Annotated in this window: 17 protein-coding genes; 3 read left to right on the top strand and 14 right to left on the bottom strand. The window is 64.5% G+C overall.

The window, feature by feature from the left end:
- Positions 1 to 66: 66 nt before the first annotated feature.
- Positions 67 to 1491 (bottom strand): cell envelope integrity protein CreD, encoded by a 1425-nt coding sequence (gene creD, locus PVV74_RS14965; RefSeq protein ID WP_274593761.1) that lies wholly within the window; start codon positions 1489 to 1491, stop codon positions 67 to 69.
- 142 nt (positions 1492 to 1633) lie between these two features.
- On the opposite strand from creD, the gene PVV74_RS14960 reads away from it, so the two are divergent.
- Positions 1634 to 2086, top strand: coding sequence for a MarR family winged helix-turn-helix transcriptional regulator (locus PVV74_RS14960; RefSeq protein ID WP_274593760.1), 453 nt, complete (start codon positions 1634 to 1636; stop codon positions 2084 to 2086).
- A 268-nt stretch (positions 2087 to 2354) separates the two neighbouring features.
- Here PVV74_RS14960 and PVV74_RS14955 read toward each other — a convergent pair whose 3' ends face one another.
- The 13 genes from PVV74_RS14955 to PVV74_RS14895 all read right to left on the bottom strand — a co-directional run bounded on the left by PVV74_RS14955 (position 2355) and on the right by PVV74_RS14895 (position 11434).
- Positions 2355 to 3134: a succinate dehydrogenase iron-sulfur subunit gene (locus tag PVV74_RS14955; RefSeq protein ID WP_103763861.1), complete on the bottom strand. Its 780-nt coding sequence runs from the start codon at positions 3132 to 3134 to the stop codon at positions 2355 to 2357.
- 17 nt (positions 3135 to 3151) lie between these two features.
- Complete coding sequence (locus PVV74_RS14950; protein WP_103763862.1) at positions 3152 to 3472, bottom strand: succinate dehydrogenase; 321 nt, start codon at positions 3470 to 3472, stop codon at positions 3152 to 3154.
- Complete coding sequence (locus tag PVV74_RS14945; RefSeq protein ID WP_274593759.1) at positions 3469 to 4218, bottom strand: class I SAM-dependent methyltransferase; 750 nt, start codon at positions 4216 to 4218, stop codon at positions 3469 to 3471. Before PVV74_RS14945 ends, PVV74_RS14950 begins: the two co-directional genes overlap by 4 nt.
- Positions 4218 to 4634 (bottom strand): hypothetical protein, encoded by a 417-nt coding sequence (locus PVV74_RS14940; protein WP_274593758.1) that lies wholly within the window; start codon positions 4632 to 4634, stop codon positions 4218 to 4220. Before PVV74_RS14940 ends, PVV74_RS14945 begins: the two co-directional genes overlap by 1 nt.
- A complete protein-coding gene (gene sdhA, locus PVV74_RS14935) occupies positions 4634 to 6439 on the bottom strand; it encodes a succinate dehydrogenase flavoprotein subunit (RefSeq protein ID WP_274593901.1) in 1806 nt (601 codons plus the stop codon). The genes PVV74_RS14940 and sdhA overlap by 1 nt, the downstream gene beginning before the upstream one ends.
- Positions 6440 to 6539: 100 nt before the next feature.
- The gene (gene sdhD, locus PVV74_RS14930; RefSeq protein WP_057793325.1) at positions 6540 to 6911 is read right to left on the bottom strand and encodes a succinate dehydrogenase, hydrophobic membrane anchor protein; all 372 of its coding nucleotides are present in this window, start codon (positions 6909 to 6911) and stop codon (positions 6540 to 6542) included.
- A gap of 14 nt (positions 6912 to 6925) precedes the next feature.
- Complete coding sequence (gene sdhC / locus PVV74_RS14925) at positions 6926 to 7309, bottom strand: succinate dehydrogenase, cytochrome b556 subunit (protein WP_103763866.1); 384 nt, start codon at positions 7307 to 7309, stop codon at positions 6926 to 6928.
- Between the two features lie 172 nt (positions 7310 to 7481).
- The gene (locus PVV74_RS14920) at positions 7482 to 8183 is read right to left on the bottom strand and encodes a DUF1194 domain-containing protein (protein ID WP_274593757.1); all 702 of its coding nucleotides are present in this window, start codon (positions 8181 to 8183) and stop codon (positions 7482 to 7484) included.
- A gap of 80 nt (positions 8184 to 8263) precedes the next feature.
- The gene (locus PVV74_RS14915; RefSeq protein WP_274593756.1) at positions 8264 to 8707 is read right to left on the bottom strand and encodes a response regulator; all 444 of its coding nucleotides are present in this window, start codon (positions 8705 to 8707) and stop codon (positions 8264 to 8266) included.
- A gap of 72 nt (positions 8708 to 8779) precedes the next feature.
- On the bottom strand, positions 8780 to 9811 hold the full coding sequence (locus tag PVV74_RS14910; protein WP_274593755.1) for a MaoC family dehydratase: 1032 nt from the start codon (positions 9809 to 9811) through the stop codon (positions 8780 to 8782).
- Between the two features lie 2 nt (positions 9812 to 9813).
- Positions 9814 to 10017 (bottom strand): DUF1737 domain-containing protein, encoded by a 204-nt coding sequence (locus tag PVV74_RS14905; RefSeq protein WP_274593754.1) that lies wholly within the window; start codon positions 10015 to 10017, stop codon positions 9814 to 9816.
- Between the two features lie 4 nt (positions 10018 to 10021).
- A complete protein-coding gene (locus PVV74_RS14900; protein WP_274593753.1) occupies positions 10022 to 10567 on the bottom strand; it encodes an NnrU family protein in 546 nt (181 codons plus the stop codon).
- A gap of 3 nt (positions 10568 to 10570) precedes the next feature.
- The gene (locus tag PVV74_RS14895; RefSeq protein ID WP_103763896.1) at positions 10571 to 11434 is read right to left on the bottom strand and encodes an HpcH/HpaI aldolase/citrate lyase family protein; all 864 of its coding nucleotides are present in this window, start codon (positions 11432 to 11434) and stop codon (positions 10571 to 10573) included.
- Between the two features lie 231 nt (positions 11435 to 11665).
- Here PVV74_RS14895 and PVV74_RS14890 point away from each other — a divergent pair, with 231 nt between their 5' ends.
- Together PVV74_RS14890 and mdh are read left to right on the top strand one after the other, a co-directional pair.
- Complete coding sequence (locus PVV74_RS14890; protein ID WP_103763897.1) at positions 11666 to 11953, top strand: hypothetical protein; 288 nt, start codon at positions 11666 to 11668, stop codon at positions 11951 to 11953.
- 223 nt (positions 11954 to 12176) lie between these two features.
- Positions 12177 to 13139, top strand: a complete 963-nt coding sequence (gene mdh, locus PVV74_RS14885; protein WP_103763872.1) for a malate dehydrogenase — start codon at positions 12177 to 12179, stop codon at positions 13137 to 13139.
- Positions 13140 to 13505 lie beyond the last annotated feature (366 nt).

The raw sequence follows: 13505 nt of genomic DNA, 5'->3' as shown, positions 1-13505 counted from the left end.
GATCTCCTCCCGCACTTGCGGGGCAGCCTAACCCGGCCGCCCCGCATCATGGAAGGAAACGTCGCGTCAGCTTGTTGGCTGTGGCGCCTCAGGCTGCGGCTCCGCCTTGCGGAACCACCCCCGGCGCGGGCCGGTGCGCGGCTCGCCGTACCAGTTCTCGTTCCGCGTGGCGAACATCGTGCCCGCGATGGCTGCGAACAGCAGGATCGACCCGGCCAGCAACGCATAGTCTGCGCTGCGCAGAATGAGGTAGAGCACGCCGTAAAGCACGGTCAGCATCGCGCCCACAACCAGCGTCCGACGGCCCAGCTTCAGCGCCGTTGCCGCAAAGGCGGTGACCAAACCCACGGTCGCAGCCCCTGACACAAGGTAGGCCATCGCGAATCCCACCTGCTCGGACAGCGCCAGCATCAGCAGGAAGAACGCCGATTGCGCCAGCCCGATCAGGATATACTGCACCGGGTGCGTCGGCCGCTTGGTCTGCCCTTCCACCAGGAAGATCGTCAGGAAGGTGAGGCCAATGAACAGGATGCCGTACCGCGCCGCGCGATAGGCCTTCTGGTAGAAGTCATTCGGCTGGTAGAGCCCGACACCAAAGCTCGACTGGCTTCGCGCGACCTCGTTCTGGTTCTCGCGGCTGACCTGCGGCAAGGGGCGCGCCAGGTGCGGGATCACCCAATTGGCCTCGAACCCGTCCTCGCGCACCTCGTGGCTATCTGGCAGGAACGCGCCCTGGAATTCCGGATGCGGCCAATCCGAGGTCAGCGTCACCCGCGTCTCGCGTCCCACCGGCGTGAAGGACAGCGCCTCGGCCCCGTTCAGCCCCATCTTCAGATCGAACGCCCCGATCTCTCGCGGGTCCCCCGTCGGCGCGCGCAGCCCGCCAATATAGCGGTTTTCACCCGCCACCGGCTCCATCTCCAGCGCCCGGCCATCGGCCATCAGCCGCGTCTCGCCCCGCAGCGCGCGGTTACTGCTCACGTAAACCCGCACCTCCGCCTCGTCCCACAGCAGAACCTCCTCGCCGCGCAACACCGCCTCAGCCTCTTCGGCGTTGAAATCGAACGCGCCCGCGGCCTTGGCCGTGTAGACCGGCACCGAGAAGATGCCCCGGCTGCGCTCCTGCGTGGTCTTGTCCACACCGAGGACCAGCGTGTCGGGATAGACATAAACCGGATCCCGGCGCAGCGTCCGTTCCACCTGCCTGAAGCGGAACACCGGCTGGTCGTCGCCATCCAGCCTCTGTGCGCCGGTCGCCGGGTCGATCACCTCTTCACGTTCGCGCACCATCACGGTCTCCTGCACCGGGATGATCAGGACAGGGCCGGACAAGAGCTGCCGCCCGCCCCACTCCTGCCCGACCGACGCGATGGCCTGGCGGTTGTAATCGGCGCGGCTGTCGATGATCGCACCGACGAAAAACACGGGGATGGTCATCAGCAGCACCAGCAGGCCCACGATGATGAACCGCAATCCGGGGGAACGCAGCATTGGAATGTCCTCTCATTTCATATTCCGATGCTCCCTTTTGCGCAGGCCCCCGTGCAGACGCCCCCGCCACCGTTGCGCAGATTTCGTGCAGGCCGGCAAACGCCCCTTGCCCCCCAAATGCACCTGCATTTATGGTCCGGCCATGAGCAGAACACCCCAGAACCTTTCCGCGTGGCAGGTCCTGTCGCGCACCCACCGCCGCCTTCAGAGCCACCTGGAGTCCGCACTCAAGGCCGAAGGCCTGCCGCCACTCGACGTGCTGGATGCGCTGGCCGCACTTGACGCGGGCCAGGATGGCCAGACCGCGAAATCACTGGAACACAGCCTGATGCTGCCGCAATACGGCGTGTCACGCCTGCTGGACCGGGTGGAAAAAGACGGGCTGATCCGCCGCGTCGCGGATGCCACGGACAAACGGCTCAAGCATGTGCACCTGACCGAGGCTGGCCGTGCCACGCTTATCGCCATGGTACAGACCCGCGATGCCGCGCTCGACGCATTCCTCGCGCCCCGGGCCAAGCCGGGGCAGTTGGACCGCATCACCGATCTGCTGTCCCTGCTCGACCAGGACGCGTCAGAGCCCACCTCGGGATAAAGCAACCCGAACAGCGCCAGGGGCCGCTCATCGCGCGACAAGGTGCCTGGCTCCCAGCCATCGCCGAAAGCGGCGAAGACCTCCTTGTCGTCGTAATGGTCGTCAAAGACCTTGCCCGCGCGTTCGACAAGTCCCGCCAGTTCACTGACGAACTTGCTCTCCCCGATCGCCGTCCGGTTCAGATAGTGCAGTCGCCCCGACCGGTGGCGGCACACGTCCCGAAACTCTTCCTTCGACTTGAAATCGAACTCGGGACGCGGCTTGCTCATTACACCGCACGCTCCAGCATCATCTTCTTGATCTCGGCAATCGCCTTGGCCGGGTTCAGCCCCTTGGGGCAGGTCTTGGCGCAGTTCATGATCGTGTGACAGCGATAGAGCTTGAACGGATCTTCCAGATCGTCCAGCCGCTCGCCCGTCGCCTCGTCCCGGCTGTCGATGATCCAGCGATAGGCGTGCAACAACGCCGCCGGTCCAAGATACTTGTCGCCGTTCCACCAATAGCTGGGGCAGGCGGTCGAACAGGACGCGCACATCACGCATTCATAAAGGCCATCCAGCTTTTCGCGGTCCTCGATGGACTGCTTCCACTCCTTCGCGGGGCGGTTCGTCTTGGTTTCCAGCCATGGCATTATGCTGGCGTGCTGGGCGTAGAAATGCGTCAGGTCGGGAATCAGATCCTTGACCACCGGCATGTGCGGCAGCGGATAGATCTTCACGTCGCCCTTCACCTCGTCCAGGCCATAGATGCAGGCCAGCGTGTTGATCCCGTCGATATTCATCGCGCAAGACCCACAAATCCCCTCGCGGCAGGACCGGCGGAAGGTCAGCGTTGGATCGACCTCGTTCTTGATCTTGATCAGCGCGTCCAGAACCATCGGCCCGCACTTGTCCATGTCCAGAAAGTACGTATCGACCTGCGGGTTCTTCCCGTCATCGGGGTTCCAGCGATAGATCTGGAACTTACGCACGTTCTTGGCGCCCTCGGGCTTGGGCCACGTCTTTCCCTTGGTGATCCGGGAATTCTTCGGAAGCGTCAGTTGTACCATTTACGTTTCCTCTCCGTTCAGCGGCCCAGCAGGACCAGACCGTTTTCAGCAATACATTGAACCGACTCGGGCCGGCTTGCGATGTCCACCACCAGCTCGACCGTCGCGGGTTGAACCCCGCCGACGGAATCGCGCGCGATGGAGATGATTTCCCCGGCCGAGGCCGCGTCGATGATGCAGTCGGTGACGGGCGCCACCGTGACGCCCGGAAAGCGCCGCGCGACGATCCCGTTGACCACGGTTTTCGCCCGCTCCCGCGCGATCGCGTCGGCGGCGTCGTTGGCCGCATCGCACCCCGCCAGCAGCAGTGGCAGCGCAAGAATGGCAAGCAACCTCATTCCGCCACCTCCATTTCCTTCAGGTCCGGCAGCACGTCCTCGACCTTGCGCATCTGCATGATTTGGCTCAGGTTCTTCGGCCCGAAACCCTCGATCGTCAGGTCCATGAATTTCTCCACGATCTCGTCCCGCGCGTCCTCCAGAACCCGGTTCTCGGGGTCCAGCCCGGTCACGATCCCCAGCCCGCAGGGCCGCGGGTTCAGCACGTCAAATGCCAGTTCGGGGCGGTATTCGCGCAGGATCAGCGTCATCTTCCACACGTCACCCGACCAGCCCTTGGTGCGCTCGGGGTCCCACTCCCGCTCGGCGGCGGCGGGCGAGAACGGCACAAGGTCATGCAGCAGGATCGTCGCATCCTTGTGGCACAGCTTTTCCGTCGCGATGAAATCGTCCAGAACGTACTCGAACAGGTGCATCCCATCGATGAACGCCATGTCGATTCGCGGCGCAAGTTCTCGCGCCTGTCCGCTGGCAAAGAAATCGCCGCTGGTTTTCTGGATCAAATGCAGCGCGGGCTTGTCGCCGGTCACGTCGCCACCCAGCCGAAAGGTCGGGTCGACGGCAATCGCCTTGCCCGGACACCGCTCGAGCGAATGCCCCCGCCCCGCGCCAATCTCCAGATACCACTCTGGCGCACGCGTCAGGTGCAGTACCTCCAGCACATCCAGGTAATGCCGCCCCCGCGCACGCGGCCAGCCCGCCGGACGGGCGGGCGCTGCCGTGATATGCGTGGCGGCCTTGGGCATCAGTAGGGGTTGCCGATGCAATAGATGGTCCCGCGATAGAGAACTGGCGCATGAGGCGGGCAAAGCGCGTTCACGCTCTTCTGGCGAAGGACGCGCACCGGCTTGACACTCCCCGCCGGCACGACGACCGGGTCCGAAGGCGCCACCAGCTTGCCGCGCGCAGCGGTGGCCGTTGTGTTCGCCGTCACACAGGCGCGGTACGCCTGCACCGTCGCATCCGTCGCACCCGGCTTCTTGCGGATCAGCATCGTCGCGCGGTTGCTCGCGTCATATTTTACCGTGACGTGCAGGTTTTCCCCGCCCGGCGTGTCGAAAATGCATTTGGTCGTTGCCGCGTCCAAAGTGCCGGCTTGCGCCAGTCCCGCCGAGGGCAACAGCCCCAACAGCGCGGCCGCGAATAACTTTGCGGATGTCATCAGAATGTCCTTTCCTTGGGTGCAATCTTCTTCAAATTGATCCCACCCTCGGATTCGGTCGTGAGCGGGTCCTCAATAATAGGACGATAGCTCAGTTCGACCGACTTGCCATCCACCCGCGCAACAGTGTGCACGCGCCAGTTCTCGTCGTCGCGCTTCGAGAAATCCTCGTGCGCGTGGGCACCACGGCTTTCCTTGCGCGCCTCGGCCCCTGCGATGGTGGCCAGCGCGTTGGGCATCAGGTTGGTCAGCTCCAGCGTCTCCATCAGGTCGCTGTTCCACACCAGGCTGCGGTCGGTCACTTTCAGGTCGCCCATCTTGGCCGCGATCGCGTCCATCTTCTTGACGCCCTCGGACAAGGTCTTGGACGTGCGGAAGACGGCGGCGTCCTCCTGCATCGTGCGCTGCATCTCCAGCCGCAGCTCGGCCGTCGGCGTGCCGCCATCGGCGTGGCGGACGCTGTCGAACCGCTCCAGCGCCTTGTCCACCTGTCCCGTGTCCGTCGCCGGCACCGCGCTGTCGGGGTTCACCACCTTGCCAGCGCGGATGGCCGCGGCCCGCCCGAACACCACGAGGTCAATCAGCGAGTTGGACCCCAGCCGGTTCGCACCATGCACGCTCGCACAGCCCGCCTCACCCACGGCCATCAGGCCCGGCACCACGGCATGCGGGTCGTCCTTGGTGGGGTTCAGAACCTCGCCCCAATAGTTCGTCGGAATGCCGCCCATGTTGTAATGCACCGTCGGCAGCACCGGGATCGGCTCTTTCGTGACGTCGACCCCCGCAAAGATCTTCGCCGATTCCGAGATCCCCGGCAGGCGCAGGTTCAACGCCTCGGCGGGCAGGTGGCTGAGGTTGAGGTGAATGTGATCCCCGTGCTCACCCACGCCGCGCCCTTCGCGGATCTCCATCGTCATCGAGCGGCTGACATAATCGCGCGGCGCAAGGTCCTTGTAATTGGGCGCATAGCGCTCCATGAACCGCTCGCCTTCGCTGTTGGTCAGGTAGCCACCCTCGCCCCGCGCGCCCTCGGTGATCAGGCAGCCCGAACCGTAGATACCGGTGGGGTGGAACTGCACGAACTCCATGTCCTGAAGCGGCAGCCCCGCGCGGGCCACCATGCCACCGCCGTCGCCGGTGCAGGTATGGGCGGACGTCGCGCTGAAATAGGCTCGGCCATATCCGCCCGTGGCCAGCACGACCATCTTGGAGTTGAACACATGGATCGTGCCGTCATCCAGCTTCCAGCAGACGACGCCGGTACACTGCCCGTCCTCGCTCATCATCAGGTCGATGGCGAAATACTCGATGTAGAACTCGGCATTGTTCTTCAGGCTTTGCCCGTACAGCGTGTGCAGGATCGCGTGACCGGTCCGGTCAGCCGCGGCACAGGTCCGCTGCACCGGGGGGCCTTCGCCGAACTCGGTCGTGTGGCCGCCGAAGGGGCGCTGGTAAATCCGCCCTTCCTCGGTGCGCGAAAACGGCACGCCATAATGCTCCAGCTCGTAGACCGCCTTGGGCGCCTCGCGCGCCAGGTATTCCATCGCGTCCGTGTCACCCAGCCAGTCCGACCCCTTTACGGTGTCGTACATGTGCCACTGCCAGCTGTCCGGGCCCATGTTGCCAAGGCTGGCTGCGATGCCGCCCTGCGCCGCCACGGTGTGCGACCGCGTCGGGAAAACCTTGGTCACGCACGCCGTGCGCAGGCCCTGTTCGGCCATGCCCAGCGTCGCGCGCAGCCCTGCGCCGCCCGCGCCCACCACAACAACGTCGTAATCATGTGTCTCGTATTCGTAAGCCGCCATGCTTCGTGCCTTTTCCGGTTCGTCTGCTCGGGCCATGCCGGCCCCGGCTATATGGTCTCATACGGGCAAAGGCGGCGCGCGCCCTGCCCTTGAATATCTCTCAGAGCGCCAGTCGCGCGATGGCGAACAGCCCCGTCGCCATGGCGCCATAGCTCAGGCACGTCACAAGTATGATCGTGACCTTCTGCGCCGTGCCATGCACATAGTCCTCGATCAGCACCTGGCACCCGTCGGCGAAATGCTTGAAGCCGACGACCAGCGTCAGCGCCGCGACGATGGCCGGGAAGGGCCGCGCGTAATAGGCTGTGACCTCCTCGAAGGAACTGCCCAGGATGCCGCCGAAGGTGAACACGAAAAGCGGGATCAGGATCAACAGCGCGACGCTCTGCACCTTCATCGCCCAGAAGTGATGCACGCCGGTCTTGGCCGAGCCAAGGCCCACGGCGCGCTTGCGGTCTGTCAGGTAACGCATGTCCGGGGCCTCCTTCAGATGAACAGCACGGTCAGGATGGTCAGCACGACCGATCCGCCGATCGCGATCCAGCCCAGCATCTCGGCTTTATCGACTTCCAGCATCATCGCGTTGTCCCAGATCAGGTGCCGCACACCGGCCAGCGTATGATACCACAGCGCCCAGAGCGACAGGAACATCACCAGGTCACCGAACCAACTGGTCACCACCGCGTCGGCGGTCGCGAAATAATCGGCCGAGGTCGCGGCGGCCAGCAGCCACCAGACCGTCAACAGCGCAGCGACAAGCAGCGCGTTGCCGGTGATCCGGGTCAGGATCGACGTCATCGACGTCAGCTGCGGGCGATAGATTGTGAGGTGGGGCGAAAGCGGCCGGTTGCCGCGATTGACGTCTGCCATTGGCATTCCCTTTCTCGTCGCGATGTGGCGCCGACCCGGGTGAGCCAGCCTGCCCCGCGATTTGAGTTCGTTTTATCCAATCATCCGGGGCGTCTGCAAACCCGTATTTTTCAAATAGTGCAGGCATTTCGTCGCAAAAGTAGTTTTCGTGATCACATACTCTAGTGCGTGATCACAAATGCGGCGCAAAGGAATCACCCCGCGCTTTCGAGATGGGTTTGGTGACTTCGCGCAGCAGTTTGCGGCGCATTCGGGGCGGGTACTCGGCATAATCGCTGGCTGTGATCACAAACGCGCCGGGCCCATGGATGACGTTTTCCCAGAAATACTCGGTCATCATCGGCTCCGCCCCCTCGATGACCAGCGCGTTGACGGTGATCCCCTGCTCAGTCAGCAGGCCATGGATCGCGCGCGGCTCCGGTCCCTCGTTGGACGACCCGTCGCCCGACACGTCGATCACCCGTTTTTTGCAGTCGGGCACATCCGCGAACTGCGCCGCGCCGACCTCCAGCGCCTCGCCAATGGCAGTGGAGAAGTTGCGCCAGACCCGCGGCGTGCTCTCGATCCGCGCCGCCAACGCCTCGACCGCGTCGAAATCGGTCATCCGCTGCCACGGCACCATCACGCGCTGGCGCGAGGTGCCGGTCCATTGCAGCACCAGCACCGCCGCCTCGCCCACGACCAGTGCCTCGCTGACCGCGCCATCGTGCAGCGCTTCGGCCAGACCCTGCATCTGGATGCGGTATTCCCCTTCGTCGACCGAACCGGACACGTCCACCGCCAGAACAAGCGCAACCTCGCAGGCGGCGACGGACACCCCCGCGCCGCCAGCCCCGACAGCCGTCAGCCAAAGACACAGGAGCGCGCGTAGCATGCCGACAGCATGCGCCGATCCGGTGCCGCTGCCCAGAAAAACCGCTCTGGGCGCGGCTCACATTCGCGTTGGCCCGGCCTTCAGGCGCTGCGGCGCATCGGCCCCGCCACGCGCCGGGTAATCAGGTCGCCCACGCTTTCGCGGAAGAAATCACGCAGCTTGCGCATCGGGTCGTCGGTCTTGTCGATCACGCACAGGCCCGCCGCGCGGGCCTTGTCCCACATGAAGGGCGACGGCCAGCCCGACACGATCACGATCGGCACGTCCGACAGCTCCGGCTCACCGGCCAGTTCACCGGCAAACTCGCTGCCCGAGCCATCGGGCACGCTGTTGTCGCACAGGATGGCAGAATAGCGGGCTTGCGACAGCGCCTTGCGCGCGGTTTCGATCGTCGAGACGAAATCCAGTTCCGCCTCCACCCGTGCCCCGCGCATGGCGCGGCGGATCATTTCCTGGTCATGGGCACTGTCTTCAAGGACGAGGCACCGCAGCTGCGGGCCTTCACGGGGCGTTGGATCAGGCATGGCGACCTCCTTTCGCACTGGAAAGAAGGCTACAGGCCACGTGTTAACAAACTGAAAACGCCGCCCCGTGCCTCAGATCGGCATCAGCGCCCAGTAATCCAGGTCCAGCAGGACATGGGGCAGGTACTTGCCGTCCTCGCCGCGCAGGCTGAACGCGTCGCCGCCCTTGGTGGCCACCAGCCGCAACCGCAGCGCGCCCACACCCGGCGCGTCGGTCTCGGCGCGGTCCAGCACCTCGGACCATGCCCTGACGGTATCTCCGGCAAAGCACGGGTTCACGTGGCTGCCCGCGTTGATCGCCGCGATCATTTGCGCGTTGGCCAGCCCGTTGAAGCTCAGCGCGCGCGCCATGGAAATTACGTGCCCGCCATAGATCAGCCGCTTGCCATCCTCGCGCTGGGTCGCGTCGAAATGCGTCTTCGACGTGTTCTGCCACAGGCGCGTGGCCATCATGTGCTCGGCTTCCTCGATGGTCACACCGTCGACGTGGTCGATCGTCTCGCCCACCTCGTAATCGCCCCAGCGATGCGGCTCACCCGCCAGCGTCAGGTCGTAGTTCGAAAAATCCAGCCCCGCCGGGATCACCAGGTCACTTGCGGCCACATGCGGCGCAGTCTCGGGCACCACCGGCTCGGGCGCAGGCGCGTCCACATCCTTTTTCCGCACCATCACCCAGCGGACGAACTGCAGCACCGGCTCGTCCCGCTGGTTCAGACCCGTGGTCCGGACCCAGACGATCCCGGTCTTGCCGCTGGAGGTCTGCTTGACCCCAATCACCTCGGATTCCGAGCGCAGCGTATCGCCCGCATAGACCGGCCGCAGCCACCGTGCCTCGGCATAGCCCAAATTCGCCACAGCGTTCAGTGAGATATCCGGCACGCTCTTGCCAAAAACGATGTGAAATGCCGCCAGATCGTCGATCGGGCTGGCGGGCAAGCCGCAGGCCCGCGCAAACTCGTCCGAGGAATAAAGCGCGTGACGCGCCGGGTAGAGCGCTTGGTACAGCGCCCGCTCGCCCCCGGATACTGTGCGTGGCACCGCGTGCGGGATCACGTCACCGACGGTGTAATCCTCGAAGAACCGCCCCGCGTTGGTCTTGGCCATGCTCACTGCTCTCCCAGCTTGATGTCGGGGCTGTAGTCGCCCTCGGCCTCTTTCACCACGGCCTGCCCACAGCGCATCACGCCGTTGGCCGCGTCGAACGCATAGGTCGGGCTGCCATGCAGTTCCCACCCCTTGTTCAGCGCCTCGGTCACCTTGTGGCAAAAGGCCGAGGTGTCATCGGCCGAGAGGAATCGATAAAGTTTCATCTGCTCACCCAAAGGCCGGATAGCCCAGCCAGTAATGCACGGCCACGATCAGGCCGTAGACCACGACACTGCCCGCCGCCGCGGCGATTTCCTTGGATTTCGGCGCCGGGTCGGGGCGCACCCACTCCGGCTGCGCCTTGTTGATCACGATCATCTCGATCACCGCCCAGGCCAGCAGCCCGCCGAACAGGATGAACGACGGCACGTCGCCATTCACCAACAGGTGCGCCAGCGCCCAGACCTTGACCGCACCCAGCATCGGGTGGCGCATCTTGCGCGCCAGCGTGGTTTTCATGCCCGACGCCGCGAACATGTAGACCGACAGCAGCATCAACAGGTTGTTGATCCCCACCGTCATCGGGTGCCGCCCCCAGAAGACCGCGCCATCCGCCACCTGGTAGCCCTTGGTCATCATCCAGATGCTGACCAGCAGCACCACGGCGATCACCGCCTTGCCCGCGTTGCCCATCGCCGCCCTCGGCCCGGGAGCGATACGTTTGAACAAATGCGCGCCGGTCCACAGCAGCACGCCTGCGATCAGCAATCCCATGATCTACTCCGCCGCCATCTGTGCAATCGCCTCGGCCTTCGCGAGCGTCCGCTGCGCCGCGACGACATGCAGGTTTTCCACGATCTGCCCGTCCACCACGGCAATACCCTGCCCCTGCTTCTTGCTCTCCTCGAACGCCTCGATCTGGCGCATGGCCATGTCGATCTCGAACTGCGTGGGCGCAAACGCCGTGTTGGCAATCTCGATCTGGTCGGGGTGGATCAGTGTCTTGCCATCGAACCCCAGGTCGCGGCCATGCTCGCACTCCGACTTCAGACCGTCGCCATCCCGGAAGCGGTTATAGACACCATCCAGCGCCACCACGCCCCGCGCCGCGCGCGCCGCCATCACGATCATCTGCAGAGACGCCAGCAATGGCATCCGGTCGGCGCGGAACCGACAGCCCAGTTCCTTTGTCAGGTCGTTCGTCCCGGCCACCAGCCCCGTCACCTGCCGGTGCGCGGCAATCTCGCGGGCGTTGAACACGCTGGCGGGGGTTTCCATCATCGTCCAGATCGGGATCTCGGTGCCGATCAGGTCCGACAGGTTGTCGACATCCGCATAGGTGTTGACCTTGGGCTGCAGGATCACGTCCGCCCCCGCATCGCCCAGCACGCGCGCATCCTCGAACCCCCACTCGGTGGTCAGCGCGTTGATCCGCACGACCTTCACGCGGTTGCCATAGCCCCCGTCGCTCAACGCCTGCGCCAGCGTCTGACGCGCCTCGGCCTTGGCATCGGGCGACACGGCATCCTCCAGGTCAAAGATGATCGCGTCGGTGGGCAGGGTGCGCGCCTTGTCCAGCGCCCGTTCCTTCGAGCCGGGAATATAAAGAACGGATCGGTAAGGATGGGTGGTCAGGTCCATGGCGTGCCCCGCTGTCTGGTCGAAATTTTCTTGCGCGGGAATTCGCCATTTTTGGAACGAAAGTTCAAGGCCTTTCTCGCCGCGATGCAGAAATGGCCCTGTTTCGCGCACCTCCCGGGCGCTGCGAACGGTCCATTAACCTTGGCTTGGTACGGTCGCCTCCACGCTGTCTGCACCAGAAAAACGGCAGGGACCCATAGCTGAAAGGGTAAGACGATGAAGACCACACTGATGATGATCGCCACGCTCGTGGCCACGGGTCTGTCCGGTCCCGCCTTCGCCGCGAACTGCGCGCCGCGCGATGCGGTCGTCGACCGGCTCGCGTCCAAGTACGGCGAGTCGCGGCAGTCAATGGGCCTCGGCGCCAACAATGCGGTGGTCGAGGTGTTCGCCTCCTCCGAGACCGGCACCTGGACGATCACCGTGACCTCGGTCCATGGCGTGACCTGCCTTGTCGCCAGCGGCCAGTCGTTCGAGGCATTGGACGAGGTGCTTCCGGTCGACGGCGACGACGCCTGACACGGCGCACCGCCCCCCAGATTCGCCATTGGCCTTTTAGGGCGCATGCAATTCAATGCACCCGCGCCGCGCGACCTAAATACCTGAAATTCCAACGGCTTTCGGCGTCCAAGCCGCGCCGCATCCGTCCGTCACCGCTGCGCCGCGGCGCAGCGCCCTTGAATTGACCCCGGTTTGCGACTACCCCGTAGCGCGAAAACAAACCCACCGGAGATCAATTTCCATGGCCAGACCCAAGATCGCCCTCATCGGCGCCGGACAAATCGGCGGCACGCTCGCCCACCTCGCCGCCATCAAGGAACTGGGCGACGTCGTCCTCTTCGACATCGCCGAAGGCACCCCCGAGGGCAAGGCGCTCGACATCGCCGAATCCGGCCCGGCCGAAGGCTTCGACGCCGCGCTCAAGGGCACGCAGGACTACGCCGACATCGCCGGCGCCGACGTCTGCATCGTCACCGCCGGTGTCCCGCGCAAGCCGGGCATGAGCCGTGACGACCTTCTGGGCATCAACCTCAAGGTCATGAAATCCGTGGGCGAAGGCATCGCCGCCAACGCGCCCGACGCTTTCGTCATCTGCATCACCAACCCGCTCGACGCGATGGTCTGGGCCCTGCAGAAATTCTCCGGCCTGCCCGCCGAGAAAGTCTGCGGCATGGCCGGTGTGCTGGACAGCGCCCGCTTCCGCCACTTCCTCAGCCTGGAATTCAATGTCTCGATGAAGGACGTCAGCGCCTTCGTCCTGGGCGGCCACGGCGACACCATGGTGCCCTGCGTGCGCTACTCCACCGTCGCCGGCATCCCCCTGCCCGACCTTGTCGACATGGGCTGGACCACGCAGGAAAAACTCGACGCGATCGTGCAGCGCACCCGCGACGGCGGCGCCGAGATCGTCGGCCTGCTGAAAACCGGCTCCGCCTTCTACGCGCCCGCCACCTCGGCCATCGAGATGGCCGAAGCCTACCTCAAGGATCAAAAGCGCGTCCTGCCCTGCGCCGCCCATTGCGACGGCGAGTTCGGCCTGAAGGGCATGTATGTGGGCGTGCCCACCGTGATCGGCGCCGGCGGCATCGAGCGGATCGTCAACATCAAGCTCAACAAGGACGAACAGGAAATGTTCGACACCTCCGTCAAGGCCGTGAAAGGCCTGGTCGAAGCGTGCAAGGGCATCGACAGCTCGCTCGGTTGAACCCCGGCCCATAGCCTGTACTTTGAACGCGCGGTCCGGATCGGCCCGCGCGTTTTTCGTTTCAGTACGCAGCCCCCGACACTGCAAGCCACCCGATTCGTCTTGCATATCAATGCGCTCATTTGTGATCACAGCATAAAATCGTGTGATCACAAAAGGCGGAAATTCGCCGCAAATCGTGGGGCAGGTAACGAAAGGGGTTAAGTCCCGCTTCATCCTGTGGCTATACCAGAGGCAAACGCACAGACAGATGGGACATCCGCATGAACATCCATGAATACCAGGCGAAGGCCTTGCTGCGCTCTTACGGGGCGCCTGTATCGGACGGGCGTGTCGTTTTGCGCGCGGAAGAGGCGAAGACGGCGG

Origin of the sequence: Roseovarius sp. SK2, from assembly GCF_028807495.1 — a bacterium.
In the GTDB taxonomy this organism is placed as follows: Bacteria; Pseudomonadota; Alphaproteobacteria; order Rhodobacterales; family Rhodobacteraceae; genus Roseovarius; species Roseovarius confluentis.
This window is presented reverse-complemented; position numbering and strand designations above follow the sequence as displayed.

Bases quoted from the DNA above. Each gene is read 5' to 3' on its own strand.
- PVV74_RS14950 (WP_103763862.1), bottom strand. From the start codon at position 3,472: ATGAGGTTGCTTGCCATTCTTGCGCTGCCACTGCTGCTGGCGGGGTGC.
- PVV74_RS14960 (WP_274593760.1), top strand. From the start codon at position 1,634: ATGAGCAGAACACCCCAGAACCTTTCCGCGTGGCAGGTCCTGTCGCGC.
- PVV74_RS14900 (WP_274593753.1), bottom strand. From the start codon at position 10,567: ATGGGATTGCTGATCGCAGGCGTGCTGCTGTGGACCGGCGCGCATTTG.
- sdhC (WP_103763866.1), bottom strand. From the start codon at position 7,309: ATGGCAGACGTCAATCGCGGCAACCGGCCGCTTTCGCCCCACCTCACA.
- PVV74_RS14940 (WP_274593758.1), bottom strand. From the start codon at position 4,634: ATGACATCCGCAAAGTTATTCGCGGCCGCGCTGTTGGGGCTGTTGCCC.
- PVV74_RS14945 (WP_274593759.1), bottom strand. From the start codon at position 4,218: ATGCCCAAGGCCGCCACGCATATCACGGCAGCGCCCGCCCGTCCGGCG.
- PVV74_RS14920 (WP_274593757.1), bottom strand. From the start codon at position 8,183: ATGCTACGCGCGCTCCTGTGTCTTTGGCTGACGGCTGTCGGGGCTGGC.
- PVV74_RS14895 (WP_103763896.1), bottom strand. From the start codon at position 11,434: ATGGACCTGACCACCCATCCTTACCGATCCGTTCTTTATATTCCCGGC.
- PVV74_RS14910 (WP_274593755.1), bottom strand. From the start codon at position 9,811: ATGGCCAAGACCAACGCGGGGCGGTTCTTCGAGGATTACACCGTCGGT.
- sdhD (WP_057793325.1), bottom strand. From the start codon at position 6,911: ATGCGTTACCTGACAGACCGCAAGCGCGCCGTGGGCCTTGGCTCGGCC.
- PVV74_RS14890 (WP_103763897.1), top strand. From the start codon at position 11,666: ATGATGATCGCCACGCTCGTGGCCACGGGTCTGTCCGGTCCCGCCTTC.
- mdh (WP_103763872.1), top strand. From the start codon at position 12,177: ATGGCCAGACCCAAGATCGCCCTCATCGGCGCCGGACAAATCGGCGGC.
- PVV74_RS14955 (WP_103763861.1), bottom strand. From the start codon at position 3,134: ATGGTACAACTGACGCTTCCGAAGAATTCCCGGATCACCAAGGGAAAG.
- PVV74_RS14915 (WP_274593756.1), bottom strand. From the start codon at position 8,707: ATGCCTGATCCAACGCCCCGTGAAGGCCCGCAGCTGCGGTGCCTCGTC.
- PVV74_RS14905 (WP_274593754.1), bottom strand. From the start codon at position 10,017: ATGAAACTTTATCGATTCCTCTCGGCCGATGACACCTCGGCCTTTTGC.
- sdhA (WP_274593901.1), bottom strand. From the start codon at position 6,439: ATGGCGGCTTACGAATACGAGACACATGATTACGACGTTGTTGTGGTG.
- creD (WP_274593761.1), bottom strand. From the start codon at position 1,491: ATGCTGCGTTCCCCCGGATTGCGGTTCATCATCGTGGGCCTGCTGGTG.